Source organism: Acidimicrobiales bacterium (assembly GCA_035512495.1).
Taxonomy (GTDB): Bacteria; Actinomycetota; Acidimicrobiia; order Acidimicrobiales; family CADCSY01; genus DATKDW01.
This window is the reverse complement of sequence record DATKDW010000015.1, coordinates 17,942-42,035: the sequence shown is the minus strand read 5'-3', so window position 1 is coordinate 42,035 and position 24,094 is coordinate 17,942. Positions and strand designations below refer to the sequence as shown.

28 protein-coding genes are annotated in these 24,094 nt (G+C 72.5%); 9 read left to right on the top strand and 19 right to left on the bottom strand.

The features are described from left to right. Positions 1-552, top strand: a 552-nt coding sequence (locus VMN58_01380) for a PEP-utilizing enzyme (protein ID HUF31841.1), incomplete at its 5' end; no start/stop codon positions are given. 24 nt (positions 553-576) lie between these two features. Here the strand turns inward: VMN58_01380 and VMN58_01375 are convergent. Together VMN58_01375 and VMN58_01370 are read right to left on the bottom strand one after the other, a co-directional pair. Next, entirely contained in the window at positions 577-1,302 is a 726-nt protein-coding gene (locus tag VMN58_01375; GenBank protein HUF31840.1) for a CoA pyrophosphatase, read from the bottom strand. A gap of 11 nt (positions 1,303-1,313) precedes the next feature. Beyond that, positions 1,314-1,514, bottom strand: a complete 201-nt coding sequence (locus tag VMN58_01370) for a cold shock domain-containing protein (GenBank protein HUF31839.1) — start codon at positions 1,512-1,514, stop codon at positions 1,314-1,316. Between the two features lie 132 nt (positions 1,515-1,646). Between VMN58_01370 and VMN58_01365 the strand changes: the two genes are divergently transcribed. The 3 genes from VMN58_01365 to VMN58_01355 are packed head-to-tail and all read left to right on the top strand — an operon-like array spanning position 1,647 to position 5,914. Then, complete coding sequence (locus VMN58_01365; protein ID HUF31838.1) at positions 1,647-2,912, top strand: magnesium transporter; 1,266 nt, start codon at positions 1,647-1,649, stop codon at positions 2,910-2,912. A 25-nt stretch (positions 2,913-2,937) separates the two neighbouring features. Then, positions 2,938-4,191 carry a TrkA C-terminal domain-containing protein gene (locus VMN58_01360; protein HUF31837.1) on the top strand — a complete coding sequence of 418 codons (1,254 nt, stop codon included), beginning with the start codon at positions 2,938-2,940 and terminating at the stop codon, positions 4,189-4,191. A 25-nt stretch (positions 4,192-4,216) separates the two neighbouring features. Continuing rightward, entirely contained in the window at positions 4,217-5,914 is a 1,698-nt protein-coding gene (locus tag VMN58_01355) for an amidohydrolase family protein (GenBank protein HUF31836.1), read from the top strand. On the opposite strand, the gene VMN58_01350 is transcribed toward VMN58_01355, so the two are convergent. Genes VMN58_01350 through VMN58_01340 form a run of 3 tightly spaced genes read right to left on the bottom strand, consistent with a single transcriptional unit; the run spans position 5,911 to position 8,619 of the window. Further along, positions 5,911-7,149 carry a Glu/Leu/Phe/Val dehydrogenase dimerization domain-containing protein gene (locus VMN58_01350; GenBank protein HUF31835.1) on the bottom strand — a complete coding sequence of 413 codons (1,239 nt, stop codon included), beginning with the start codon at positions 7,147-7,149 and terminating at the stop codon, positions 5,911-5,913. The two genes, VMN58_01355 and VMN58_01350, sit on opposite strands and share 4 nt — an antisense overlap. A gap of 1 nt (position 7,150) precedes the next feature. Continuing rightward, positions 7,151-8,110, bottom strand: a complete 960-nt coding sequence (locus VMN58_01345) for an SPFH domain-containing protein (GenBank protein HUF31834.1) — start codon at positions 8,108-8,110, stop codon at positions 7,151-7,153. After that, entirely contained in the window at positions 8,107-8,619 is a 513-nt protein-coding gene (locus tag VMN58_01340) for an NfeD family protein (GenBank protein HUF31833.1), read from the bottom strand. The genes VMN58_01345 and VMN58_01340 overlap by 4 nt, the downstream gene beginning before the upstream one ends. Before the next feature lie 70 nt (positions 8,620-8,689). Between VMN58_01340 and mca the strand changes: the two genes are divergently transcribed. Together mca and VMN58_01330 are read left to right on the top strand one after the other, a co-directional pair. Further along, on the top strand, positions 8,690-9,562 hold the full coding sequence (gene mca / locus VMN58_01335; protein HUF31832.1) for a mycothiol conjugate amidase Mca: 873 nt from the start codon (positions 8,690-8,692) through the stop codon (positions 9,560-9,562). A gap of 75 nt (positions 9,563-9,637) precedes the next feature. Then, positions 9,638-10,042, top strand: a complete 405-nt coding sequence (locus VMN58_01330) for an SCP2 sterol-binding domain-containing protein (GenBank protein ID HUF31831.1) — start codon at positions 9,638-9,640, stop codon at positions 10,040-10,042. Between the two features lie 3 nt (positions 10,043-10,045). Here VMN58_01330 and VMN58_01325 read toward each other — a convergent pair whose 3' ends face one another. From VMN58_01325 to VMN58_01300, 6 genes are all read right to left on the bottom strand, one after another. Then, the gene (locus VMN58_01325) at positions 10,046-10,882 is read right to left on the bottom strand and encodes a polysaccharide deacetylase family protein (protein ID HUF31830.1); all 837 of its coding nucleotides are present in this window, start codon (positions 10,880-10,882) and stop codon (positions 10,046-10,048) included. A 24-nt stretch (positions 10,883-10,906) separates the two neighbouring features. After that, a complete protein-coding gene (locus VMN58_01320) occupies positions 10,907-11,416 on the bottom strand; it encodes a thermonuclease family protein (protein HUF31829.1) in 510 nt (169 codons plus the stop codon). 62 nt (positions 11,417-11,478) lie between these two features. Further along, the gene (locus VMN58_01315; GenBank protein HUF31828.1) at positions 11,479-12,660 is read right to left on the bottom strand and encodes a steroid 3-ketoacyl-CoA thiolase; all 1,182 of its coding nucleotides are present in this window, start codon (positions 12,658-12,660) and stop codon (positions 11,479-11,481) included. Between the two features lie 34 nt (positions 12,661-12,694). Then, positions 12,695-12,850, bottom strand: coding sequence for a hypothetical protein (locus VMN58_01310; GenBank protein HUF31827.1), 156 nt, complete (start codon positions 12,848-12,850; stop codon positions 12,695-12,697). A 1-nt stretch (position 12,851) separates the two neighbouring features. After that, positions 12,852-14,396: a sensor domain-containing diguanylate cyclase gene (locus VMN58_01305; GenBank protein ID HUF31826.1), complete on the bottom strand. Its 1,545-nt coding sequence runs from the start codon at positions 14,394-14,396 to the stop codon at positions 12,852-12,854. Beyond that, positions 14,393-15,235, bottom strand: a complete 843-nt coding sequence (locus tag VMN58_01300) for a hypothetical protein (GenBank protein HUF31825.1) — start codon at positions 15,233-15,235, stop codon at positions 14,393-14,395. The genes VMN58_01305 and VMN58_01300 overlap by 4 nt, the downstream gene beginning before the upstream one ends. Positions 15,236-15,431: 196 nt before the next feature. On the opposite strand from VMN58_01300, the gene VMN58_01295 reads away from it, so the two are divergent. Then, a complete protein-coding gene (locus tag VMN58_01295; protein HUF31824.1) occupies positions 15,432-16,403 on the top strand; it encodes an LLM class F420-dependent oxidoreductase in 972 nt (323 codons plus the stop codon). A gap of 19 nt (positions 16,404-16,422) precedes the next feature. On the opposite strand, the gene VMN58_01290 is transcribed toward VMN58_01295, so the two are convergent. Next, positions 16,423-16,689 (bottom strand): hypothetical protein, encoded by a 267-nt coding sequence (locus VMN58_01290; GenBank protein ID HUF31823.1) that lies wholly within the window; start codon positions 16,687-16,689, stop codon positions 16,423-16,425. A gap of 57 nt (positions 16,690-16,746) precedes the next feature. Here VMN58_01290 and VMN58_01285 point away from each other — a divergent pair, with 57 nt between their 5' ends. After that, positions 16,747-18,216: an MFS transporter gene (locus VMN58_01285; GenBank protein HUF31822.1), complete on the top strand. Its 1,470-nt coding sequence runs from the start codon at positions 16,747-16,749 to the stop codon at positions 18,214-18,216. A 51-nt stretch (positions 18,217-18,267) separates the two neighbouring features. On the opposite strand, the gene VMN58_01280 is transcribed toward VMN58_01285, so the two are convergent. The 4 genes from VMN58_01280 to VMN58_01265 are packed head-to-tail and all read right to left on the bottom strand — an operon-like array spanning position 18,268 to position 20,662. Beyond that, on the bottom strand, positions 18,268-18,507 hold the full coding sequence (locus VMN58_01280; GenBank protein ID HUF31821.1) for a hypothetical protein: 240 nt from the start codon (positions 18,505-18,507) through the stop codon (positions 18,268-18,270). A gap of 50 nt (positions 18,508-18,557) precedes the next feature. Beyond that, the gene (locus VMN58_01275; GenBank protein HUF31820.1) at positions 18,558-18,779 is read right to left on the bottom strand and encodes a hypothetical protein; all 222 of its coding nucleotides are present in this window, start codon (positions 18,777-18,779) and stop codon (positions 18,558-18,560) included. A 44-nt stretch (positions 18,780-18,823) separates the two neighbouring features. Beyond that, positions 18,824-19,627: an SDR family oxidoreductase gene (locus VMN58_01270; protein ID HUF31819.1), complete on the bottom strand. Its 804-nt coding sequence runs from the start codon at positions 19,625-19,627 to the stop codon at positions 18,824-18,826. Between the two features lie 18 nt (positions 19,628-19,645). Then, the gene (locus tag VMN58_01265; protein HUF31818.1) at positions 19,646-20,662 is read right to left on the bottom strand and encodes an LLM class F420-dependent oxidoreductase; all 1,017 of its coding nucleotides are present in this window, start codon (positions 20,660-20,662) and stop codon (positions 19,646-19,648) included. 254 nt (positions 20,663-20,916) lie between these two features. On the opposite strand from VMN58_01265, the gene VMN58_01260 reads away from it, so the two are divergent. Then, the gene (locus VMN58_01260) at positions 20,917-21,087 is read left to right on the top strand and encodes a hypothetical protein (protein ID HUF31817.1); all 171 of its coding nucleotides are present in this window, start codon (positions 20,917-20,919) and stop codon (positions 21,085-21,087) included. Positions 21,088-21,167: 80 nt separating this feature from the next. Here the strand turns inward: VMN58_01260 and VMN58_01255 are convergent, their stop codons facing one another. The 3 genes from VMN58_01255 to VMN58_01245 are packed head-to-tail and all read right to left on the bottom strand — an operon-like array spanning position 21,168 to position 24,091. Continuing rightward, positions 21,168-22,562: a wax ester/triacylglycerol synthase domain-containing protein gene (locus VMN58_01255; GenBank protein ID HUF31816.1), complete on the bottom strand. Its 1,395-nt coding sequence runs from the start codon at positions 22,560-22,562 to the stop codon at positions 21,168-21,170. Between the two features lie 57 nt (positions 22,563-22,619). Continuing rightward, positions 22,620-23,252 (bottom strand): phosphatase PAP2 family protein, encoded by a 633-nt coding sequence (locus VMN58_01250; protein ID HUF31815.1) that lies wholly within the window; start codon positions 23,250-23,252, stop codon positions 22,620-22,622. Further along, the gene (locus VMN58_01245) at positions 23,249-24,091 is read right to left on the bottom strand and encodes an alpha/beta hydrolase (protein HUF31814.1); all 843 of its coding nucleotides are present in this window, start codon (positions 24,089-24,091) and stop codon (positions 23,249-23,251) included. The genes VMN58_01250 and VMN58_01245 overlap by 4 nt, the downstream gene beginning before the upstream one ends. Between the last annotated feature and the right edge of the window lie 3 nt (positions 24,092-24,094).

The window sequence follows — 24,094 nt, the reverse complement described above, 5'->3', positions numbered from 1 at the left end:
GGCCGTGGGTTGGCCCGGCGAGGCGTGATCGCCGACGCCGAGGACATCCTCTTCCTGTTGCCCGCCGAGGTGGAGGCGGGGGAGGGCGAGCTCGGGCCGCTGGTGGCGTCGCGCCGTGCCGCGCACGAGCGATGGCGAACCGTCGTCCCGCCGGAGGTGATCGGCGGGGCCGAAGGGGCTCCCGAGGACTCCTCACCACCGGCCACGGGCAGCGGCGTGCAGGGGCTCGGGGTGTCGCGGGGTGTGGTGACGGGCCCCGCTCGCGTCATCCTGGACCTCGCCGACGCCCACCGCCTCGAGCCCGGCGACGTGCTCGTCTGCGTGATGACCTCTCCTGCATGGACGCCGCTGTTCGGGCTGGCGTCTGCGGTCGTGGCGGACACGGGCGGGATGGGGTCGCACCCTGCGATCGCGTCCCGCGAGTACGGGATCCCGTGCGTCCTCGGGACCGGCGTGGCGACCACCACCATCCCCGATGGGGCCCTGGTCACCGTCGACGGCGAGGCGGGGACCGTGGAGGTCGGCGTGCCGTCCGAGTCGCTGTCCCACTGACCTAAACCGCGCAGCGGCGCTCGATCAACGCCAGGCGAAGACGGGTTGCTCGTAGTCGGCTACGCGCTCAGTCACGCCCTCGATGGCGACCCGCCGGAACTGGAGGAGCACGGCGCCGGTCGGTGCGTGGAGGAGGTCGCCGCCGATGGGCAGCTGGACCACCGGCCGGTCCGACTCGGGGATGGTGACGAACCGGGGGGAGTCGGGCCGGCACAGCTCCCGGAAGGCGATCCGGTGCACCGACAGGACCTCGGCGGGGTCCGGCACCATGTGGGGGTCGGGCCCACCCCAGAGCACGAACGGGGTGATCACGTAGCCCGACCGGGTGGCGTAGTCGTCGAGGATGCCGAGGACCTCCCCTTCGCCCACGTCGAGGGCCAGCTCCTCGAGCAGCTCGCGGCGGGCCGCGTCCACGGGTGACTCGCCCGGGTCGATGCGGCCGCCGGGCAGCGCCCACTGGCCGCCGTGGGCCCGCAACGTGGCGGCCCGACGGGTGAGCAGCACGGCGGGCCCGCCGGCGGTGCCGGCCACGCTCCCGGTGAGCTCGATCCCTTCCGCGCCGGGGATGTGGACGAGGTTGCCGGAGGCCGCGGGGTGGGCGTCGACGCCGTCGCGCTCGGCGTCGCTGCCCACCACGACGACGGCCACCGCGGCGTGGCGCCTGCCCTCGAGGGGGAGGGCGAGGCGTTCGTGGCGCTCGAGGTTCGCAGTGAGCTCGGACCGGAGCCGGTCGTCCAGCTCGGGGGCCATGGACGGGGTCCCTATATCATCGTCACGTTCTGGGCCTGGTCGCCCTTGGGGCCCTGGGTCACCTCGAACTCGACGGCCTGGCCCTCCTCGAGGGAGCGGTAGCCCGAGCCCTGGATGGCGGTGTAGTGCACGAAGAGGTCGGAGCCACCCTCACGTTGGATGAACCCGTAGCCCTTCTCCGCGTTGAACCACTTGACGGTACCGGTTGCCACAACCGATCCCCCTTGGTGCTGTTGGGGTCGGCCTGTTGCACGTACCCGCTCGTCGGCGCGGAACGGTAGCACCGTCTCCGGTCGGGGGGCGCCCCTCTCGCGGTCCCGAGTCGGGCAGACTCGGGTCCCGAGATGCCCCGCCTGCGACCACCCGTGCCCGTGCAGGGGCTCCAGCGACCCCGGCCCCTGCAACGGCTGGTCAGCCTCCTCGGACCCGACCTCGCCGGGGCCCGACAGAGCCTGGTGGCCTTGGGAGTCTCGCTCCTGGCCAGCTTCGTGGCCGGTCTCACCCTCGGCTCGATCGAGTCGACCCTGGTCGCCCTTCCCGGCCTCCTCGTGCTCGTGCCGGCCGCCATCGGCATGCGGGGGACGATCTTCGGCGCCCTCGGCAGCCGGCTCAGCACCACCATCCACACCGGCACCTTCGGCCTGAGCCGCCGGCCGGACACCGTCGTCGGCCAGAACGTGCTCGCCTCTGTGGTCCTCTCGCTCTCGACCGCACTGGCGCTGGCGTTCATGGCCAAGGGCGTGGCGATCGCGTTCGGGCTCCCCGGCACGATCTCGATCCCCGACCTGGTGGTCATCTCGGTCCTCGCCGGGATCATGTCGTCGATCGTGGTGCTGGTGCTCACCGTGGCCCTGGCGGCCGGCTCGGTCCGCAAGGGCTGGGACATGGACAACGTGATGGCCCCGGTCATCACCGCAGCGGGCGACATGGTGACGCTTCCCGCGATCTTCCTCTCCACGCTGCTGGTGAGCATCGACGTCGTCACTCCCGTGCTCGCCACCGTCCTCACGGCGCTCTCGCTGACCACCTTGGTGATCGGCCTGCGCTCGAAGCTGGTGATCCTCCACCGCGTCCTCATCGAGTCGCTCCCCGTCGTCCTGTTGGCCGGCCTCGTCGGACTCGTCGCCGGCATCACCATCGAGAAGCGGCTGGACAGCTTCATCGAGTTCCCTGCGCTGCTGATCGTGGTACCCCCGTTCCTGGCCAGCGCCGGCGCACTCGGGGGGATCCTCTCCAGCCGCCTCACCAGTGCCCTCCACCTGGGCACCATCCGGGCCAGCCGGGTGCCGGAGGGGCGGGCGCGCAGCGACATCGCCCTGACGTTCGTCCTCGCCGTGCCGCTGTTCGTGCTGGTCTCGGTGGTGGTCGACATCGGGGCCGTCGTGACCGGGCTGGCCAGCCCCGGTTGGCTCCGCATGCTGGGCGTGACCCTCATCGGCGGCGTCCTCGCCACCTGCTTCGTGGTGCTCGTGGCGTACTACGGCGCCCTCGCCGCCCTTCGCCTGCACGTCGACCCCGACACCTACGGCATCCCGCTCGTCACCTCGTCGGTCGACCTCGTCGGCGCCTTCGCCCTGATCCTCGCCATCGTCGCCGTCGGCATCGGTTGACGGGGCGGCCTACCCTGGAGTGACTGTGGACGACAGACCTCGGAACCTTCGGACCATGCTCTCGGAGTCCAAGGACACCTTCGAGCTCATGCTCGACCTCGCCTACGCCTCGGTGTACTTCGGCGACCTCGAGATGGCCGAGGAGGTCGACGAGCTGGAGGACCGCCTCACGGTCCTGGTGCACGAGATGCGGGCGGTGTGCGTCATCGCCGCCCGAGGGCCCCGCGAGGCCGACGCCATGGCGTCGGTGCTGCAGATCATCTCCTCCATCGAACGCATGGGAAACGCTGCGGTCGACATCTCCCGCATCGTGACCCACCGCCTCGGCATCCCCCGCGAGCTGGTGGCCGACCTGTCGGGGGCCGAGGAGGTCGCCCACCGGGTGCTGCTGCGTGAGGGCTCGCACTTCGCCCACCGGCTGCTGTGCGACTTCGAGCTGCCGGTGGTGGCCGGCATGCGGGTGGTGGCCATCCACCGCGAGCGCGACTGGATCACCGACGTCGGCGGCGAGGAGGTCCTGCTGCCGGGCGACGTGCTGTTCCTCCACGGCTCGCCGGCAGGCATCCCGCGCCTGCGCCAGCTGGCCGGCGCTCCCGACTGGGACCCGCCTGCGCCGCCCGAGGAGGTCGTCACCACCGACCTCGACCGCGCCGTCGACGTGCTGGTGGAGATGAAGAACATCTCCACGACCTGCGTGGGCCTTGCCTGGTCCGCCCTGGTGCACCGCGACGTCGGCCTCGCCGCCGAGGTGAACCACCTCGAGGACCGCCTCGACGAGATGAAGGAGCGCCTCGAGATCTGGGTGCTGCGCTCGTCGGCTGAGTTCCTCGATCCGTCGCCCCTCCGAGGCCTGCTCCACCTGGCCCAGTCGGCCGAGGACCTCGGCGACGCCGCCCAGCAGATGGTCTGGCTCATCGAGCGACGCGAGGAGGTCCATCCCATCGTCTCCATCGCCCTCGGTGACGCCGACGAGGTCGTCATGCGGATCCCCGTGGGCGAGGGATCCCGGGTCGACGGCTCCAGCCTCGCCGACCTGCGACTCGACATCGACCCCGGCTTCCACATCCTGGCCATCCGCCGAGGCGGTCGCTACGTCTACCGACCGGGGGGGCGGGAGGTCCTCCGACCGGAGGACGAGCTCATCGCCAGCGGACCCGGCTCCGGCGAGGCCATCCTCGCCGAGATGTGTGGCTGGGTGCTGATGGAGGACGACGAGACCGGCGAGGACACCCTGGTGCCCATCGACGACAGCGTCGACGCCGGCACCGGCGGGCGCTGACCCAATCCGAGGCGGAGGGAGAGCCGTGGCCGAGCACGACCTGATCATCAGCGGGGGCACGATCGTGGACGGCACCGGGGCGCCGCCGGTGGCCGGCGACGTGGCGGTCACGGGAGATCGGATCACCGCAGTGGGTCGGGTGGAGGGCGGCGCGCGGCGGGTGATCGAGGCCGGTGGCGCCATCGTGACCCCGGGCTTCGTCGACATCCACTCCCACTACGACGGCCAAGCGACGTGGGACGAGCGGATGGTCCCGTCGGCCTGGCACGGCGTGACCACGGTGGTGATGGGCAACTGCGGCGTGGGCTTCGCCCCGTGCCGGCCCGACGACCGCGACCGCCTCATCGAGCTGATGGAGGGCGTGGAGGACATCCCCGGCACGGCGCTGCACGAAGGGATCCCGTGGGCGTGGACGAGCTTCCCCGAGTACCTCGACCACCTCGATGCCCGCTCCTTCGACATCGACGTGGCCGCGCAGGTGCCGCACGGCGCTGTCCGCCTCTACGTCATGGGCGAGCGCGGCGCCCGCCGCGAAGTGGCCGAGCCCGACGAGATCGCCGAGATGGGCCGCATCGCACGCGAGGGCGTAGCTGCCGGAGCCCTCGGCTTCACCACGTCGCGCACCACCAACCACCGCACGAGTCGAGGCGAGCCCACGCCGACGCTCACGGCCTCGGTGGAGGAGCTCGTCGGGATCGCGTCGGCGATCGGCGGTGCGGGCGTGCTCCAGGTGGTGTCCGACTTCAGCGATCTCGACGCCGAGTTCGCCACCATGCGGCGCATGGTGGCCGAGTCGGGTTGCCCGCTGTCGATCTCCGTGGCCGCTGAGGACCACCGGGCGCCGTGGCGGGACCTTCGTGACCGCATCGCTGGGGCGGCGGCCGACGGGTTGCCCGTCCGAGGCCAGGTGGGCGCCCGTGCCATCGGGGTGCTGCTCGGCCTGCAGGCCACGCTGAACCCCTTCGTGGGGGTGCCGGCGTACCGGGAGGTGGCCACCCGCTCCCTCGAGGAGCGGGTGGGCGCCCTGCGCGACCCGGGGGTGCGAGCGACGATCCTTGCCCAGGCGGCCGAGGGCCCGCCGGGGTTGCTCGGCATGCTCGACCGGGTGTTCGAGCTGGGCGACCCGCCCGACTACGAGCCCCACCCCGACCGCTCCCTGGCCCGCCGGGCGGAGCGCCAAGGGTGCACCTCCGCCGAGCTGGCCTACGACCTCCTCCTCGCCGATGACGGGCAGGCATTCCTCTACCTCCCGTTCCACAACTGGGTCGACGGCTCGCTCGACGCGGTGCGCGAGATGCTCGCCGACGAGCACCTGGTGCCCGGCCTGGCCGACGGCGGCGCCCACGTCGGCACGATCTGTGACGCCAGCTACCCGACGACGCTCCTGGCCCACTGGGCCCGCGACCGTGCCGAGGGCCTGCCCCTCGAGTGGGTCGTGCGCCGCCAGTGCCGGGACACCGCCGAGACCGTCGGGCTCCGTGACCGGGGCGTGCTGGCACCCGGGATGAAGGCCGATGTCAACGTCGTCGACCACGCCGGGCTGTGCTTGCGCCCGCCATACATGGCCTTCGACCTGCCAGCCGGTGGCAAGCGCCTCCTGCAGCGGGCCGACGGCTACCTGCACACCTTCGTCAGCGGGGTGGAGACCTACGCCGGCGGCGAGGCCCTTGGCCCGCTCCCCGGCCGCCTCGTCCGAGGCCCGCAGGGCCCGTCGGGTCCCTAGATGTAGCCGCGGAGACGCTCGGCGCGCGCCACACGCTCGATGGCGAGGGCGAAGGCGGCGGTACGCAGCCCCACGTCGTGCTTCTCGGCCCAGCTGGTGACGTTGGCGAACGCCTCCACCATCCTGGTCTTCAGCTCGGTGTTGAATCGTTCCTCTGACCACCGGAACTGCTGGATGTTCTGGGTCCACTCGAAGTAGGAGCCGGTGACGCCGCCCCCGTTGGCGAGCACGTCGGGCACCACCTTGATCCCGCGGCTCCGCATGATGTCGTCGGCCTCGGGGGTGGTGGGGTGGTTGGCCCCCTCGATGACCATGGTGGCGCGCACCGCGTCGGCGTTGTCCTCCCGCAGCACGTCGCCGAGGGCGGCGGGCACGAGCACGTCGCACTCGAGGGTGAGCAGCTCCTCGTTCGAGATGAGATCGCCGACACCGATCTCGGTGACCGACCGGCGGGTGTGCACGAGTGACAGGAGCCGGTCGACGTCGAGCCCGGCGGGATCGTGCACGCCGCCGGCGATGTCGGACACAGCGATGATCTTGGCGCCGAGGGCGGCGGCCTCGATCGCCACCCAGGAGCCGACGTTGCCGAAGCCCTGGATGACGAGGGTCATCCCCTCGAGCTCGAGGCCCCACCGCCTGGCCGCCGCCGACAGGAGGTACACCAGTCCGCGCCCGGTGGCCGCCTCCCGTCCGGGAGCCCCACCGAGCTCCACCGGCTTGCCGGTGACGATGGCGGGGGAGTAGCCGTTGCGGGCCGAGTAGGCGTCCATCATCCACGCCATGGTCTGGGCGTTGGTGTTCACGTCGGGGGCGGGGATGTCGCGGTAGACGCCCAGGATGTGGCTGATGCCGTGGGTGAAGCGCCGGGTCATGGCCTCCAGCTCGGCGTCGCTCATGCCGGTGGGGTCGACCTCGATGCCGCCCTTTGCCCCCCCGTAGGGGATGTCGAGCAGCGCCGTCTTCCAGGTCATGAGCGAGGCCAGCGCCCGGATCTCCTCGAGGTCGGCGTGGGGGTGGTAGCGGATCCCGCCCTTGTACGGTCCCCGCGCCCCGTTGTGCTGGACCCGGTAGCCCCGCACCACCAGCAGGCTCCCGTCGTCGCGCCGGACGGGCACCTGCACCGAGATCTCCCGGTACGACGTGGTGAGTACGTCGTACATGTCGTCCTCGAGGCCGATGATCCGGGCTGCCGCCTCGACGTACTGGTTGACGGCCTCGAAGGGGGTCCGGGCCACCTCAGTCGCCACCGTAGGCGGCGGGCGTCTCCTTGAGGACCTCGCTCACGCCCGCGAGGGCCCCGAGGAGGCCGGCAGAGCCGTCGGCCGGGAGGAAGATCTTGGTCGCCTGGCCGTCGGCGACGTGGGCGAGTGCCTCGAACCACTTGAGGGCGAGGACGTCGTTGGTGGGGTTCCCGTCGTGGATCGCCTGGAACACGGTGCGGATGGCGTCGGCCTCACCCTCGGCCACGGTGACCTGGCGGTACTTCTCGGCCTTGGCCACCGCCCGCACCGCCTCGGCCTCTCCCTGGGCGTCGAGGATGTTGCGCTGCTTGCGTCCCTCGGCCTCGAGGATGGCCGAGGCCTTCTCGCCGTCGGCCCGGGTGATGGCGGCCTCTCGCGACCCCTGCGCCTCGGTGACCACGGCGCGGCGGGTGCGCTCGGCCTTCATCTGCTCGTGCATGGCCGACATGACGTCGGGCGGCGGGTCGATGCGCTGGATCTCCACCCGGACCACCCGGACTCCCCACTTGTCGGTGGCGTCGTCGAGGATGGCCCGAAGGGCGTTGTTGATCTTGTCGCGCGAGGTGAGGGCCTCGTCGAGCTCCATGTCGCCGATCACGTTTCGCAGGTTCGTCTGGGCCAGCTTGGTGACGGCGAGGATGAAGTTGCCCACGTTGTAGACGAGGCGCTGGGCGTCGGTGGCCTCGTAGTAGACGACGGCGTCGACCGAGGTGCCGACGTTGTCCTCGGTGATGACCTCCTGGGGAGGCACGTCGATCACCTGCTCACGCATGTCGACCAGGGTCATGCGGTCGATGCCGGGGATGATCACCCGCAGCCCCGGGTCGACCGTCTCCTTGTAGCGGCCGAGGCGCTCGACGATGCCGCGCTGGTAGGGGCGGACGATCTTGAGGCTGGACGCCACGTACACCAGCAGCACGAATCCGATGGCGGCGAGGACGTAGACGAGGGTCACGAGGGCTCCTTGTGGTCGGGTCGGGGGTCGGGATGCTCGCCGGTGGCGGGGTCCAGCTCGTCGACGGGCCAGACGACCACCCGGGTGCCGACCACGTCGATCACCCGGACGCTCGTGCCGGTGGGAACCGGGGTGCCGTCTCGGCTCTCGGCCCGCCACTCCTCGCGACCGACCCGCACCAGGCCGGTCTCGTGCGTGCCCGCCGGGATGTCGTCGAGGACGGTGGCGATCTCGCCCATGAGCCGCCGGGCTCCCACACCTGCCGTGGGTGAGCCCGCCTCGAGGCGACGGGCCACGGGCCTGGTGGCCACCACGCCGACGGTTGACACGGCCACGAACGCCAGCCACTGGAGCACCAGCGGTGCTCCGGCAAAGGCGAGGGCGAAGGCCACGGCCGCGCCCACCCCGAAGGGCAGGAGGAAGAACGTCCCGGCGGCCGCCATCTCGCCGACCACGCCCACCACGGCTCCGCCGAGCCAGATCCAGCGCCACACCTCGGGGTCCTCCACGGCGCCGAGGCTAGGCGGTCCCCCGGGAGCGGGGTGGGGGAGTGCAGCCGTCACCGGTAGCGTTCCCGGCATGGATGCCGACGACCAGCTCTGCCTGATGACGGTGCACGCCCATCCCGACGACGAAGCGTCGAAGGGCGCCGGGTCCGTCGCTCGGGCCCACGCCGAAGGGATCCGGACCGTGCTCGTGTGCTGCACCGGGGGCGAGGCGGGCAGCATCCTCAACCCGGCGATGGACACCCCCGAGGTGCGCGAGCGCCTGGCTGAGGTGCGCATGGAGGAGCTCGCGGCGTCGATGGAGGTCATCGGCTACGACGAGCTCACGTTCCTCGGCTACCGGGACTCGGGCATGCCTGACTCGCCGGAGAACGAGGACCCGCGCTGCTTCGCCCGGGCGCCCGAGGACGAAGCCGTGGAGCGGCTGGTGGCGGCCATCCGCCGGCACCGCCCGCAGGTGCTCGTCACCTACGGGGACGACCAGAAGGGCTACCCGCACCCCGACCACCTCCGGGTGCACGACATCTCGGTGCTGGCCTTCGAGGCCGCCGGTGACCCGACGGCCTTCCCCGACGCCGGCGAGCCCTGGCAGCCGATGAAGCTGTACTACACGGTCTGGTCGCGGTCCCGGATGCTGGCGATGCACGCGAAGTTCCTCGAGCTCGGTCTCGAATCGCCGTTCACGGAAGAGCGCCTCGCCCGCATGGGCCAAGACGACCGGATCACCACCCGAGTCGACGTGAGCGACCACTTCGAGGTTCGGGCCAATGCCCTCCTGGCCCATCGGACCCAGATCGACCCCAACTCGCCGTTCTGGTTCGGCATCCCGCCCGAGGAGCAACGCGTCGTGCACCCCTACGACGACTACGTGCTGGCCCGCTCGCTGGTCGACACCGGGACGCCCGAGGACGACCTCTTCGCCGGGCTCCGACAGCGCGTCGGCTGACGACCCTGTCAGCGGGGTCCGCCCGGGGACTATCGTCCCGCTCGTACCGACCGATCCGGACCCAGGAGCAAACGCATGCCGAAGTACCTCACCCAGGAGTACATGGACCGCGCCAAGGAGCTTGCCCAGGCCTTCCCCGAGACGCCCGGCGCCTCGGTGCGCATGCAACAGGTCATCACCGGCGCCCCGGCCGACGTGGCCAACGACGGCGAGGAGGTCAAGTACTACACCGTCATCGAGAACGGCAAGACCCTCGAGCAGTCGCTCGGGGAGGACCCCGACGCCGAGGTCACCCTCACCAACTCCTACGAGGACGCCCTCAAGATCGCCAAGGGCGAGCTTGACGCCAACGCCGCCTTCATGCAGGGCCGGGTCAAGGTCACCGGCAACATGGCCAAGATCATGAGCCTCATGCCTCTGACCTCCAAGCCCGAGTACAAGGAGATCCAGGAGAAGCTGAAGGAGGAGACGACCTTCTAGCTCTCAGACCCCGGAGCGCTGGAGCTCCCGCAGCTCGCGGAAGCCGATCAGGACCACGCCGCTGCGCTCCACCATCGCTTGCACCTCGCGGTCGGTGGTGAGGGCGGCGTGGTCGTCGACCCGGTCGGCCCAGTCGGCCGAGATGGCACGCAGCTCGGGAGCATCGACGGCAGGGTGTGCCCGGAGCTCGGTGACACCGGGAGCCAGGTCGAAGAGCGTCCGCTCGAGCGCTCGGCGGCTTCCGGTGCCCACCACGTGCACGAAGTGGTCCGGGAACACCACGCCCTCCTCGGTCGCCACCCGACGGAACGGGAAGCCCACCACCCGCTCCGAGGGCGTGCCCGGCAACCGGATGGGCAGGGCGAACTCGACCGCCAGCTCGAGGTAGAGGTCGAAGAACTCGGGCCGAAGCTGCATGGTGCCCATGTGCGAGTCGAGGTGGCTCACGTCGAAGCCCCACAGGATCGCCCGCTCGACCTGGGTGCGCAGCTCGCGGCGGACCTCGTCGAGGTCGGCGTGGTCCCAGACCTCCTCACGGGTGCGGGGCAGGCCGCCGTCACCGTCGAGGAGCGAGGGCGACATGGTGAGGGGGCCCCAGCGGTAGTGGTCCCACTCGGCGTTGAGGGTCAGGTGCACGCCGACATCCTCACCCCGGTAGTGGGCGGCGGCCTCCCGTGCCCAGGGGCAGGGCACCATGAGGCCGGCGCTGGTGGCGATGCCGTCGCGGAGGGCCTCGTAGCAGCCGACGTTGGCGGCGTGGCTCGAGCCGAGGTCGTCGCAGCTGACGATCAGCAGGCGGGCGTCGGCGTGGTGTCCGAGGCGCTCGGCGAGGGTCGTCACGGACGCCAACGCTACCGACACCGGTCAGGGATCGGGGCAGGCGCCCCAGAGGCCCCGCCCGGCGGCCCGGGCTTCGGCGGCTGCGGTCACGAAGGCCTCGGTGTGGGCGACGTTCGGCGGGTAGGTGAGCACGGCCGCGAACCCTTCCTCGACCATGGCGAGGTTGACGAAGAGGTCGTCGGCGGCGCGGTAGACGTAGGCGAGCAGTCGCTCGTACCGGTCGCGGGCCTCCACGTCGCGCTCGAGGCGGACGGCGGTGCCGGGGGGCAGCAGCTCCTTGGCCCGGGCGCTCGCCTCCTCGCCGAAGCACTCGACGGGGGAGCGGGGGTCGACGGTCTCGGGCGTGTCGATGCCGATGAGCCGGACCCGCTCGTCGCTCCGCTGGCCGGCGATGCGCACCACGATCGTGTCGCCGTCGACCACCCGCACCACCTCGGCCCGGCCCGGGGGGTCGTGGACGGCCTCGTCGGCACCGCACGCGAGGAGGAGGGCGGCCACCAGGACGGTGATGGGAAGCAGGCGTTGCCTCGTCACGGCATCGAGTGTGGCGTGGGGGTGTGACAGCGGGGTCCCCGCACTGGGAACCCCGCGTCGGCTCAGAGCCGCTCGAGCAGGGTCCCGGTGCCGAGGCCGCCGCCGCAGCACATCGAGACCAGGCCGTAGCGCCCTTCGATGCGCTCCAGCTCGTGGAGGGCCTTGGTGGTCAGCACCGCGCCGGTGCCGCCGAGCGGGTGACCGAGGGCGATGGCCCCGCCGTTGGGGTTCACCCGGTCCATGTCGACCCCGGTCTCCTTGGCCCAGGCCAGGACGACCGAGGCGAACGCCTCGTTGATCTCGAAGGTGTCGATGTCGTCGATGCCCACGCCGGTGCGGTCGAGGACGCGCTGCGTGGCGTCGATGGGCCCCGTGAGCATCAGGACCGGGTCGACGCCGACCAGGCACTGGTCGACGACCCGGGCACGGGGTCGCAGGCCCAGTGCCTCGGCGCGGCCACGGCTCATGAGCAGCACGGCGGCGGCACCGTCGGAGATCTGGGAGGAGGAACCGGCAGTGTGGACGCCGTCCTCGCGGGCGACGGGCTTGAGCGTGGCCAGCTTGTCGATCGAGGTCTCGCGGAGCCCCTCGTCGCGGCTGACGGTGTGGCTGGTGCCTGTGGGTTTGCCGTCGTCGTCGAGGTCGGGGGCCTCGATGGCCACGACCTCCCGCTCGAAGTGGCCCTGCTCCCATGCGGCGGCGGCGCGTTGCTGCGAGCGGAGGCCGAAGGCGTCGGCGTCGTCGCGGGAGATGCCCCACTTCTCGGCGATGCGCTCGGCTCCCTCGAACTGCGAGGTGAACTCGTAGTGCTCGAAGTAGGAGCCGGGGATGGCCCGGCCGGGGCCGTTCTTCGTGTTGGAGCCGATCGGCACCCGGCTCATGACCTCGACACCGCAGGCGATCGCGACGTCGACCGCGCCCGCGCCCACGAGGGAGGCGGCGAGGTTGGTTGCCTGCTGGGACGACCCACACTGCGTGTCGACCGTCGTGGCGGCCACGCCCAGGGGGAGACCGGCGGTGAGCCAGGCGGTGCGGGCGACGTTGAAGGACTGCTCACCCACCTGGCTGACGCAGCCCCCCACGACCTGGCCGACGGCAGCCGGGTCGATGCCGGAGCGGTCGATCAGCTCGGTGAGCACGCCACCGAGCAGGTCGGCGGGGTGCATGGTGGACAGGCCGCCGCCGCGTCGCCCAACGGGGCTGCGGACGGCGTCGACGATGACGATCTCGGTGTCGGACGGCATGGTCGGAATCTAGGCGGCGACGACGGTGAGCGCCTCAGGCGGCCTCGGCGGGGGTGCCGTGGCCATCGCCCGAGTGTGCCTGGCGGAGCGCCTCGCGGGCCTCGGCCACGCCCTTGCGGCCGATCTCGCGGGTGCGCCGGTCGAGCTTCCACGCCCGGGGTGCGTCGACGAGGGTGAGCTGGTTCTCCATGTCACCCATTGTGAACAGCGGGTGTGACAGTGAGACTCCCGACCGCCAGGCGGACCGCCCGGTCTCGTCCGGCGTCCTTGGCCTGGTAGAGCGCGAGGTCGGCGGCGGCCACCAGCGCCGAGCCGTCGGTGGCGTGAGGGGGCATGGTGGCGACCCCCGCGCTGGCGGTCACCGGGAGCGCCGTCACCTGCTCGGCGGCCCGCCGCAACCGGTCGGCCACGGCGAGGGACTGATCCGAGTCGCACCCCGGGCAGAGGATCACGAACTCCTCGCCGCCGTAGCGTGCCACCACGTCGCCTGTCCGGGCCGCCGTCGCCAGCGCCACCCCCAGCTGTCGGAGGACCTCGTCGCCGACCTGGTGGCCGTGGACGTCGTTGACCTCCTTGAACCGGTCGAGGTCCATCATCACCAGGCTCAGGGGCGTCCCGGCGCGCCTCGCCCTGGCCACCTCGGCTTCGAGGGCGTCGTCGAACGCCCGGCGGTTGGCCAGGCCGGTCAGCGGGTCGCGCCCGGCGAGGGCCTCGAGCTCGGCGACGAGGCGCGAGTTGCGCAGCGTGAGGGCGACCATGGACGCTGTCTGCGACAGGCTCGCCAGCGACGCCTGGCTGAGACCGGTCCGGGCCGAGGGCCCGCAGACGACCACGGCGGAGCCGAGGTGCTGGCCGTCGGCGATCAGCGGTGCGACCACGACGTTGAGGGCGCCGGGCAGAAGGCGGTGGAGGAAGGGATCGTCGTCGGGCGACAGCTCGCGCACGAGGACCGGGGCACGTTCGCTCGCGGCGCGGATGACCACGGCGTCGACGGCGGCCTCGCTCTCGAGCCCGACCGGGCCCCGCCCGCCGTCGACCACCCCCGACCAGCGCCGGTGGTCGCGCACGATCACCGCAGCCGCCGGCCGGCCGAGCCGGTGGCGCAGGTGGCCGACCGCGGTCGTGGCGAGGTCGTCGGGCGCCAGGGATGCCTCGAGCTCGGTGCTCAGCTCCACCAGGGCGGCGAGGTCCTGCCGGCCGCGCCGCAGCGCGCCCTCGTTGACGGCGGCGAGCGCTGCGGTCGCACCGGCCAGGACCAGGTACGAGACCGCCACCAGCACCGCGATGGGCACCGCGTCGCCCTCGGCCGGTGCGGACGGGGCCACGTGGGCGCCGACGAGCAGCAGGGCGTGCCACGCCGCCACGCGCAGCGCGGTCCGGTAGGAGGTCAGGAGGGTGACGGCGACCAGGTGCAGGTAGACGAGCCCCACCAGGGGGCTGGTGGGACCGCCGGTGGTGGTCACCGCCACCGCCAGCACGATGCCGTCGGCGAGGAGGAGCCACGACACCGTCGCCAGGGCGCGCCGGCCGCTGCGCCGTCTCACCAGCTCGAGGACCCAGGTCGCGGCGAGGTGGCCGACGACGAGCGGGACGAGGCCGATCCAGGGGTCGCCGAGCCGCTCGCCCATCGTCAGGACGGTGAGGACCACCGCCGCAGCGGACACCGTCCGGACGGCCTGGATCCCCGTGAGCCGCTCGGTCAGGGGCACGAGCTCGCTCTGGTCGGTCGTCCTCACGAGAAGTCGACCCGGTCGGACCCGCCGTCGAGGGGCGCCTCCAGCAGCTTGGGGTCGCGCCGGTCGCCACGGCCGTGGAGGAGGAGGAACACCAGCACGATGGCCGCCAGCGTGAGGGGGAAGGTCACGGTGACGACCTCGCCGAAGTCGTCGCGGCCGATGGGTGGCCCGAAGGGCGCCTGGAGGGCCGACGGGGTCACTGCAGGTGTGGCCGGCGTCGTGCCGGCGGGCGGGTCGACCGGCCCGGCGGGGGCGATGGCGGAGAGGCGGATCAGGTCGACCGAGCGCTCCGGGGTGGAGGAGGGGACCACTCGGGGCTGGAGCGCGGTGCCGAGCTCGATCGTCGTCGAGGCGTCGGGGTCAGGGAAGGCGACCTCGTCGATGGTCGCCGGTGGAACGGTGGCGGGCGGGGTGGTGCCGGGCGGGGTGGTGGCGGGCGGGGTGTCCGCGTCCTGGTCGCCGCCGGGAGACCCGGGGGTGCCGACGTCGGGGTGGTCGCCGCCGGGAGGCCCGGGGGTGCCGTCGTCGGGGTGGTCGCCGCCTTGGGGCTTGTCGTCGACCTGCCCGGGAGCGCTCTCTCGGCCCCGTGGGGGGCCAGGGTCGGGATCGTCGTCCGGACCGGCGCTCTGATAGCCGGAGGGGGTCCTCACCCAGCGGGAGCCGGGCTTGTCGGGCCCACCGTCCTCGGCGTCCTCCTTGTCGTGGCCCTTGGCCTGCCCCTTCGCCTCGCCTGGATGGCCGTCGTCGTGGTGATGGCGGGGCCCCGAGGCCTCGCCCCTGGCGGGCGCGGCCTGGAGGGGCGCGGCCGAGACGAGTGGGAAGGTGACGAGGGTGAGCATGGCCAGCGTCGTCCGACGTGTGCGAAGCGTCGACCCCCGGACCCCCATCGTGACCTCCAGCAACCCTGTGCCCCTGTTCTTCGACACGGACGGGGTCTGACTTGAGGGGTTGACTAGTCCTTTTCCTGACTGGTGCATCTCGACTGCTGCGTCCTGGCGAGACCGCGGTCACGCGGGGCCCACTAGCGTCGCCTCCATGAGGCGCTACGGCATGACGGTCCCCTTCGACGGTGTCCCCCTGCACGAGCAACGGGACTGGTTCCGCGAGCTCGAGGACCTCGGGTACACCGATGCGTGGTCGAGCGAGGCCAACGGCACCGACGCCTTCACGCCGTTGGCGCTGGCCTCGGTGTGGGCGCCGTCGCTACGACTCGGCACCGCCATCGTCCCGGCCTACACCCGGGGACCGGCCCTCATGGCCATGAGCGTGGCCGCCCTGGCCGAGGCGGCTCCCGGCCGGGTCGCGTTCGGGATCGGCACCTCGAGCAACGTCATCGTCGAGCGCTGGAACGACATCCCCTTCGAGCAGCCCTACCAGCACACCCGCGACATGGTCCGCTTCCTGCGCAAGGCGCTCACGGGCGAGAAGGTGAAGGAGGAGTACGAGACCTTCAAGGTCGGGGGCTTCGCCCTCGGTCGACCCCCGGAGCAGCAGCCCCAGCTGCTCATCGCCGCCCTGCGCGAGGGGATGCTGCGCCTCGCCGGGCGCGAGTCCGACGGCGCCATCATCAACTGGCTCAGCGCCGACGACGTGTCGACGGTGGCGCCCATCGTCCAGGAGGCCGGGGGTGGGGTCGAGAAGGAGATCGTCGCCCGCATCTTCGTCTGCCCCTCCACCGACGCCGACACCGTGCGGGCGATGGGTCGCTTCGCCATCGCTGCCTACCTCAACGTCCCGGTGTACGCCGCCTTCCACGAGTGGCTCGGACGAGGCGAGCAGCTCAAGCCCATGTGGGACCACTGGAAGGCGGGTGACCGCAAGGCCGCCCTCGAGGCAATCCCCGACGAGGTCGTCGACCAGCTGATCGTGCACGGCTCGCCCGAGGCGTGCCGCGAGCACCTCGACCGGTACTTCGAGAACGGGGTGACGACATCGGCGCTGGCGGTGATGCCCTTCAAGATCGACCTGCGCCAGGCCGTGCGCGACCTGGCGCCGGCCCGCTCCTAGGCGCCCGTCCGCCGGTTGCTCAGGCCGCCGCGGCCAGTCCGGCCCAGCCGTCGTGGTCGGCACCGGTGCACCCGCAGGCGACCAGCTCGGTGCAGGCCACCCAGTGGTCGTGGGCGCCGGCGTCGAGCCCGCAGCGTGGGTACCCCTCGCACTCGGCGGTGCCGTCGGCGTGGAGGACCAGGGTGTGGTGACAGTGGAGCTGGCCGTGGGCGCAGTCGGCACAGGCGGGAGCCTGGGCGGGTCGTGGGGCGGTGGTGGGGCGGTGGCGTCGGATCAGGAACCTCATGGGAACCAGCATGACGAGGGGGTGTGACACTTCGAAGGTCGCCCTTAGGGTGGCCCGGTGCCCGATGCCACCGCCCTTGGCCGGACCCGAGCGCGCGTCGTCGAGCGCCTGCAGGCTCGGGGTCGCTACCCCCGGTGGGTGCTGCTGACCGCGCTGGCGGGCATGTTCGCCACCAGCTTCCCGATCACCATCCTCACCGTCTCCCTCGGTGACATCGCCCTCGACCTCGGCACCAGCGAGACAGTGCTTGCCTGGGTCATCTCGGCGCCGCTGCTGGCCTCGGCGGTGGCCCTGCCGATCCTCGGCAAGATGGGCGACCTCTACGGCCACCGCCGGGTGTTCCTCGTCGGCTTCACGACCGCCACCGTGGTGGCAGCCCTCACGGCCCTGTCCTGGGACGCGGGCTCGCTCATCGGGTTCCGCACCGTCGCCCAGGTGGTCGGGGCCGCCACAATGCCGACCTCCATGGCGCTGATCATGAGCGTCTTCGCCCCCGAGGAGCGGGTGAAGGCCATGGGCTGGTGGTCACTGGTGGCCGCGGGCGCCCCGAGCATCGGCCTCGTCGTGGGTGGCCCGCTGGTGGAGGCGCTCGGGTGGCGACTGATCTTCGTCCTCCAGGCGGGTTTCGCCCTGCTCGCGGTGGCGGTCGCCGTTGTCATCCTCGGCGAGACCACCCGCAAGGCGCGCGTCCGCTTCGACCTCGCCGGCGCCACCGCCCTTGCCCTGGGCACCGCCGGGCTCATGTACCTCCTCAGCCAGGGCGTCGAGCGGGGCTTCGACCACCCCTCCGTGGTGGCGGCGGCCATCGTCGGCCCTGCCGGGCTCGTCCTCTTCGTGCGGGTCGAGCGACGGACCACCGACCCGCTGCTGCCCCTCGACTTCTTCCGCCGGCGGAACTTCTCGGCGCCGCTGGTGGCGTCGTTCTTCGCGGGCGCGGCCTACATGGGCGGCTTCATCCTCGCCCCGCTCCTGCTGCGCTTCGTCTTCGGGATGTCGCTGTCGGCGGTGGCGCTCCTCATGGTGCTGCGCCCGCTCTCCTTCAGCCTCTCTTCTCCCGTCGGCGGCCACGTCGCCACTCGTGTGGGCGAGCGGGTCACCGCCGTGACCGGGATGGCCTCGCTCACCGCCTCGATGGGGCTCTTCGTCATCGGCTCCAGCACCCAGGCCATCGGCTTCATCGCCGCCGGCCTCGTCATGCAGGGGGTCGGAAACGGGGTCTCTCGCCCGTCGCTCACCGCGTCGCTGGCCAACTCGGTGAGCGAGTCCGACCTCGGGATCGCCACGGCGTCGGAGCGCATGCTCTTCCAGGTGGGTGCGGCGTTCGGCATCACCGCCCTCACCGTCGTCTACGCCGGTGACAACATCGGGCCGGCGTTCGTGCGGGCTTACCTGGTGGGCGTCGGTCTGGCCGGCCTCGCCCTGGTCGCCGCCACCTTCGTCCGCTCCACGTCCCGTGGCTCCCACCGCCAGACCGACGTGGCGCAGGGCGAGGAGCGGGTCCCCGAGGCGGTGCGGTCGCCGAGATGAGCGACCCCCTCGCCGCACCGGCCAACTGACCGACCGCGCTCCCGGAGGCCCTCAGCCGTCGTCGTCGACGGCCGTCACCGGCGGTGCGGTCGCAGGCCCAGCCGTCGCCGGTGGGGTCGTGGGGGGCAGGATCTCCTCCCACTTCGGTTCGCGAACAGCGGCGCGGAGATCACGCGCCAGGAGCTCGGCCTTGAGCTCGGCGAGTGGCGGCGAGAGCTGCATCCCCATGCACTCCAGCCAGTGGAGGGCGCGCAACCACTGGTCCTCATCCGCGGAGAGCCGCTCCTCCATGAGCCACAATCGGTCGATTCGGGGATGTTCTTGAGCATGGCGGGCCCACGTCAGAGCATCCGGAGCTGTTCGGTGCGTGCCGCCCGCTCGAGGGCCGGCTCCCACGCCGGACCGCCGCGGGGCCCGGTGGTCGCCACCTCCACGCGGTCGAGGGTGATGGCGCGGGCTGCTCCCCTCGGGTCGCGCAGCCCCAGGCTGCCGTCACGCTCGAGGCGCTCGACCACGGCGGGCTTCCATCGCTCGCCGTCGTGGCGGCGGAAGCGGACCCTCATGCCCGGTGCGAGGCCGAGGGCGTCGAGACCCTCGGCGCGGCCGCTCAGACGCCCCGGACCCGGGCCTGGAGGCGGCGCATGCCCGCCAGCCAGCGATCGGGGTCGTCGGCCTTGTTCCGCAGGTACTTGTGCACCTCGGGGTGGGGGAGGATGAGGAACCGCTCGTCCCGAAGGCCCTCGACGACCACCTCGGCCACGTCCTCGGGCTCGAGGGCCGGGGCGGCGGCGAGGACCGAGCTGGCCCCGGTGTCCTTGTCGCCGCTCGCCCCGAGCAGCATGTTGGTGCGCACGCCCTGGGGGCACAGGGCGCTGACCTTGATGCCCTGGTCGCCGTGGGTGATGGCGAGCCACTCGGCGAGCGCCACGGCGGCGTGCTTGGTGACGGCGTAGGGGGCGGCGCCGATGTTGGACAGGAGCCCAGCGGCCGAGCACGTCTGGAGGAGGTAGCCCTCGCCCCGCTCGATCATGGACGGCAGCACGGCGCGGGCGGCGTGGACGTGGGCCATCACGTTGACGTCCCAGATGCGCTGCCAGTCGGCGTCGGGCGCCTCGACCCCGCCGCCGATGGCGATGCCAGCGTTGGAGCAGAACAGGTCGACCGGGCCGTAGCGCTCCTCGGCGAGCTCGACGAGGCCCCGGACGTCGTCCTCCACCGAGACGTCGACGCGCGTGGCCGTGGCGTGGCCGCCGGCGCCGGTGATCTCGTCGGCCACGGCGGTGGCGGCGTCACCGTCGAGGTCGGCGACGACGACCCCGGCCGCCCCCTCGGCGGCGAAGCGACGGGACAGCGCCCGCCCGATGCCGTTGCCTCCGCCGGTGACGATCACGACCTTGCCCGCGAGCTCCATGGCCGGATGGTAGGCGGGTCAGGCGGGGGCGCCGATGGCGGCGCGGAGAGTGGCGTCGACGACCGCCATGCGGTCGGGGCCCCACGGCAGCGGCATGAGGACGGGCACGTCGACGCCGGCGTCGACGTAGGACTGCATGGTGGCGTGGACGTGGTCGTGGTCGCCCATCACGTCGATGGCGTCGACCATGCGGTCGCTCACCGCGGCCAGCGCGCCCTCGCGGTCCTTCCGGGCGTGCGCCTCCCGGATGGCGGCCACTTCGTCGCCGAAGCCGGCCCGCTCGAAGTTTCGGGCGTAGGCGTCGACGACCGCGTAGGAGAACAGGTCGCGTCGGGCGAGCTCGATGCCGTCCTCGCGCTCGCAGACCCCGGCGTGGACGTAGGCGTAGACGGTGCAGTCGCCTTCGGGGCGTCCGGCGGCAGCCTCGCCCGTGCGGACCTGCTCGACCGACCAGGGAACGTGCGAGGCGGGCAGGTAGTTGAGCAGCACGCCGTCGGCGATCTCACCGCAGAGCTGGAGCATCTTCGGGTTGAGAGCCCCCACGACGACCTTGGGCCTGCGGTCGCCGAGGCGGACGCCGAGGCGGAACCGCTTGACCGAGTAGAAGTCGCCCTCGAAGGTGACGCTCTCGCCGGTGAGGCACTCCTTGACCAAGGTGACGTACTCGCGCACCCGCGCCAGGGGGCGCTCGCCGTAGGGGACGCTGTGCCAGCGCTCGGTGACGACCGGCGACGAGATCCCCACCCCGAGGACGATGTCGGCGTCGGGCCGCGTCGCCTGGAGGGTGGCGCCCGCCATGGCGACGACCATCGGCGTGCGCAGCTGGAGCGCCAGCACGCCGGTGCCGAGACCGAGGGTCGGGGCCGCGCAGCTGGCCGCGCTGAGCAGCGAGAACGCCTCGGGCCCGCTGACCTCGGCGGTCCAGAACGAGCGGTAGGCCAGGGCCTCAGCGCGCGTCGCGACCTCCATTGCGGCGGGCACCCCGAGGGCCTGCAGGCTGGCGAAGGTCACTCCGGTGGGGATGCTCGGGTCCATGGCGCTGGACCCTACCGGCGCCGACACGGCCGGTGACCCGGCAAGAGGACGGGCCCGTCCTACCTCCGGCCGAGGCGCTCGACCACGGCGGAGCGCATGGCCTCACGCTGCGCTGGGTACGGCCGCCAGCAGATGCAGCGACCCAGGGTGGTGCCGGGGTCACCCGTCGGCCCGGTAGGGTTGACAGCAGTCCTCAAGGCAGTGCCAGACGGGGTCGATGAGCAAAGGAAGAGGTAGAGTCGATGGAGAGCTCGATGACCGAAACCCGAGAGCCGAAGATCATCACCGACGCCTTGGCAGTCATCGACAAGGGCCTGTCCGAGATGATGCACCGCGAGCTCGTCTCCACCGACGAGGTGTCCGACCTCCTGCTCGACGTGCGGATGCTGCTGGCCGCGACCGAAGCCGAGACCGTCAGCACCTGACGCCCCTGCCCGCCCGCTCGGCGGGTAGCTGACCCCGACCTCACGACCGCCCCGCCGGGCGGTCGTGGCGCGTGCGGGGGTCAGTGGCGCAGGGCGAGGAGCTCGTCGTAGGCGTCGACCAGGCACTGGCGCAGGAGCGCGGGGTCGTCGATCGCCGCCAGGTCGATGGCGCAACCCATGTCGAGTCGGCCGCAGTACGACATGGTGGTCAGGTTGAACGCGGTACCCGCCATGGGTCCGATCGGGTAGTTCGCCTCGATCCTGGCGCCGGCGATGAACAGGTCGAACGGCGCCCCGCGGACGTTCGAGGTCGTGAAGTCGACGGTGCCGACCTGCTGTCGGGCCACCTTGGTGATCACCGGCGTGGGCAGGACGTTGATGAGCCCCGCCAGCTGGGCGGTCACACCCGAGGCTCGCTCCCCCTTGGCGGCGGCGAGGACCGCCTGCACGGCCGCGAAGCGCTCCCGCGGGTCGACGATCCCCGCCGGGACCAGCATTCGGGTGGGGGCGAAGGCGTTGCCCCCGGCGCCCTTGTCGGTGCGGGTGCTCACCGGCATGGCCATCCGCAGCTCGTCGACCTCGGACCCGAGGGCACGGTGGTAGGCGCCGGCGCCGCCGACAGCCCCCGTCACGAAGAGGTCGTTCACCGTCCCGTCGAGGGCGTGGGCCGCCTCCTTGGCCTCGTCGAGGGGGATGCTGAGCACCTCGAGGTGGCGTCGCAGCGACCGCTGCGACCAGAGCGGGGAGTGGGAGGGCTCGGTGACGGCGAGCTGGCGCAGGACCGAGCGGGCGGTCTCCACCGCGTCGTCGGCGCCCCCGCGCGGGTCGGTCACGATGTGGCCCACCTGCCCGACCGCTCGGCGGGCGACGCCGAGCGGGCCTCGCACGGCGTCGCCGACCGTCTCCCGCACGGTGGTCATGGCGGAGCGGCCCTCGACCTGTGCCGCCACGACCGCCGAGGACCCGCCGAGCGGTTCGGTGGCGTCGCGATCGATGTCGGTGAACATGGCGGAGAGGCGGATGCCACCTTCACCGTCGGTGATCGTGTGGTGCATCCGCTGCAGCATGGCGCCGCGGCCGCCTTCCAGGCCCTCGACGATCGTGAACTGCCAGAGGGGTCGGGCCCGGTCGAAGGCGTCCCCCGACAGCAGCGCCCCCAGCTGGAGGACCTGGTCCTCGGTGCCGGGCGGGGGCACGGCGATGTGCCGGACGTGGAAGTCGAGGTCGAAGAGGCTGTCGTCGACCCACGACGGGCTGCTCAGCCCGCCCGCGGGCTCCGAGACCCGCTGGCGCAGCCGCGGCAGCACCTGGATGGCCCGTTCCATCCGGGACCGGAACCGGGCCACGTCCGGGGGCCGGTCGAAGAAGGTGACGTTGCTGAACGAGGAGCGCAGGACGGGGTCCTGCTCGAGGGCCCACATGAGCGCTTCTTGCTCGGACATCTTCGTCTCGAAGCGCAGTCGATGGTCCGCCATGTGCCCACCGTAGGCCCCGGCGGTCGTGGCGCCCACCCCGAGGCGCGGAGAGGGCGGTCAGCGGAGGGGCCAGAGCCGGCGGACCAGCTGGCCGATCCCGATGCCGATCACCGCCCCGGCGGCGACGTCGGAGCCATGGTGGATCCGCACGTGCACCCGGCTGGCCGCCACCACGGCGGCAAGCGCGTACCAGGCCGGAGCCGAGCGGCGCCGGCCGCCCTCGGACAGGATCGTGGCGGCCATGAAGGCGGAGGTGGCGTGGCCGCTGGGGAAGCTGGACGAGCGGGGTCGGCGGAGCCGGTGGGGCCGCGGGTCCTCGACGCTGGGGCGCTCCCGGCGGAAGAGCGACTTCACCAGGCCATTGACGACCACCGACTCCACGGCCAGGGCGGTGACGAGGCGGACCGCCTCCCGCTCGTCGCGCTCGGACCGCAGCGCCCGGCCCGTGGCGACCAGGTGCCAGACCAGGCTGAAGTCGCCGAGCGCCGAGGCGGAGTAGAAGATCCGGTCGGCGACAGGGCGGCCCCGCAGGCGGCTCGACGTCGCCTCGAGGGCGCGGTCGAAGTCGCCCACTCGGCGGCTGACCGCCGCCGGCAGGACCTGGCGGACGGGGCTGGTAGGGGGGCGACTGACGTCGGGCGGTGTCCCCCCGAGGGCCTCGACCGCCCGCTTTCGTGCCGCTTCGCTCATGGCGCCACCGTCAGGGCGGCGACGACCGAGCGGGCGACCCGGCCGGGGTCTTCCAGCGGGCCGAAGTGGCCGAGCTCGTCGAAGACCTCGAGCCGCGCGGCCCCGAGCCGCGCGGCGAGGCGGGCGCCGACCTCCGGGCTGATGGTGCCGCCCGTCCCGCCGGTGGCGACGGTGGTGGGGCAGGAGACGCCCGGGAGGCCGTCCCAGGCGCCGTGGGAGCCACCCATCCGGTACACCTGGGCCTCGTCGGCCCCGCGGCAGCGGAGGCGCACCGTGCCGTCCCCGAGGGGCTCGAAGCCGTGGTCGACATAGGCGCGCAGCGCCTCCCGGGCGAGGACCGAGAGCGGCGGCTTGGCCGCGTAGTGCTGGTAGGCGGCCTCCTTGGACGGGAAGACCTCCCGGCGTCGCTCGGCGCCGGCGGCCAGCGGGTTGTCGTCGCCCCGGCCGCCGGGCGGTCCGAGGTCGGGTGGGAAGACGATGGGCTCGTAGAGCACCAGCGAGGTGAAGGTGCCCGGCCGTGCCTGCTCTGCCAGGAGCAGGGCGGTGCCGCCCTTGGAGTGCCCGATGCCGGCGAGGTGGTCGAGCCCGAGAGCGTCCACCACGGCGAGGACGTCGTCCCCGAAGCCCTCCCAGGCGAAGCCCCGGCCCACGGGCGACGTAGACATCCCGTGCCCGCGGAAGTCGAGCGACCAGAGCCTGAACCGGCTGGAGAGGTACTCCGCCATGGGGGTCCAGACCTTGCCGTGGAAGCCGGTGGCGTGGCACAGGAGGAGCGGCGGGCCGTCGCCACCGAGGTCGTGGACCGTCAGCTCGACACCATCGGTGGAGGGGACGCGCATGGG

Excerpts from the sequence above, each read along its gene's own strand:
- VMN58_01275 (HUF31820.1), bottom strand. The coding sequence starts at position 18,779 with ATGAGGGTCCGCTTCCGCCGCCACGACGGCGAGCGATGGAAGCCCGCC.
- VMN58_01300 (HUF31825.1), bottom strand. The coding sequence starts at position 15,235 with ATGCTCACCCTCGTCACCTTCCCACTCGTCTCGGCCGCGCCCCTCCAG.
- VMN58_01315 (HUF31828.1), bottom strand. The coding sequence starts at position 12,660 with ATGCCGTCCGACACCGAGATCGTCATCGTCGACGCCGTCCGCAGCCCC.
- VMN58_01290 (HUF31823.1), bottom strand. The coding sequence starts at position 16,689 with ATGAGGTTCCTGATCCGACGCCACCGCCCCACCACCGCCCCACGACCC.
- VMN58_01375 (HUF31840.1), bottom strand. The coding sequence starts at position 1,302 with ATGGCCCCCGAGCTGGACGACCGGCTCCGGTCCGAGCTCACTGCGAAC.
- VMN58_01330 (HUF31831.1), top strand. The coding sequence starts at position 9,638 with ATGCCGAAGTACCTCACCCAGGAGTACATGGACCGCGCCAAGGAGCTT.
- VMN58_01310 (HUF31827.1), bottom strand. The coding sequence starts at position 12,850 with ATGGAGAACCAGCTCACCCTCGTCGACGCACCCCGGGCGTGGAAGCTC.
- VMN58_01280 (HUF31821.1), bottom strand. The coding sequence starts at position 18,507 with ATGGAGGAGCGGCTCTCCGCGGATGAGGACCAGTGGTTGCGCGCCCTC.
- VMN58_01255 (HUF31816.1), bottom strand. The coding sequence starts at position 22,562 with ATGGCGGACCATCGACTGCGCTTCGAGACGAAGATGTCCGAGCAAGAA.
- mca (HUF31832.1), top strand. The coding sequence starts at position 8,690 with ATGGATGCCGACGACCAGCTCTGCCTGATGACGGTGCACGCCCATCCC.
- VMN58_01365 (HUF31838.1), top strand. The coding sequence starts at position 1,647 with ATGCCCCGCCTGCGACCACCCGTGCCCGTGCAGGGGCTCCAGCGACCC.
- VMN58_01265 (HUF31818.1), bottom strand. The coding sequence starts at position 20,662 with ATGGACCCGAGCATCCCCACCGGAGTGACCTTCGCCAGCCTGCAGGCC.
- VMN58_01295 (HUF31824.1), top strand. The coding sequence starts at position 15,432 with ATGAGGCGCTACGGCATGACGGTCCCCTTCGACGGTGTCCCCCTGCAC.
- VMN58_01245 (HUF31814.1), bottom strand. The coding sequence starts at position 24,091 with ATGCGCGTCCCCTCCACCGATGGTGTCGAGCTGACGGTCCACGACCTC.
- VMN58_01250 (HUF31815.1), bottom strand. The coding sequence starts at position 23,252 with ATGAGCGAAGCGGCACGAAAGCGGGCGGTCGAGGCCCTCGGGGGGACA.
- VMN58_01260 (HUF31817.1), top strand. The coding sequence starts at position 20,917 with ATGACCGAAACCCGAGAGCCGAAGATCATCACCGACGCCTTGGCAGTC.
- VMN58_01270 (HUF31819.1), bottom strand. The coding sequence starts at position 19,627 with ATGGAGCTCGCGGGCAAGGTCGTGATCGTCACCGGCGGAGGCAACGGC.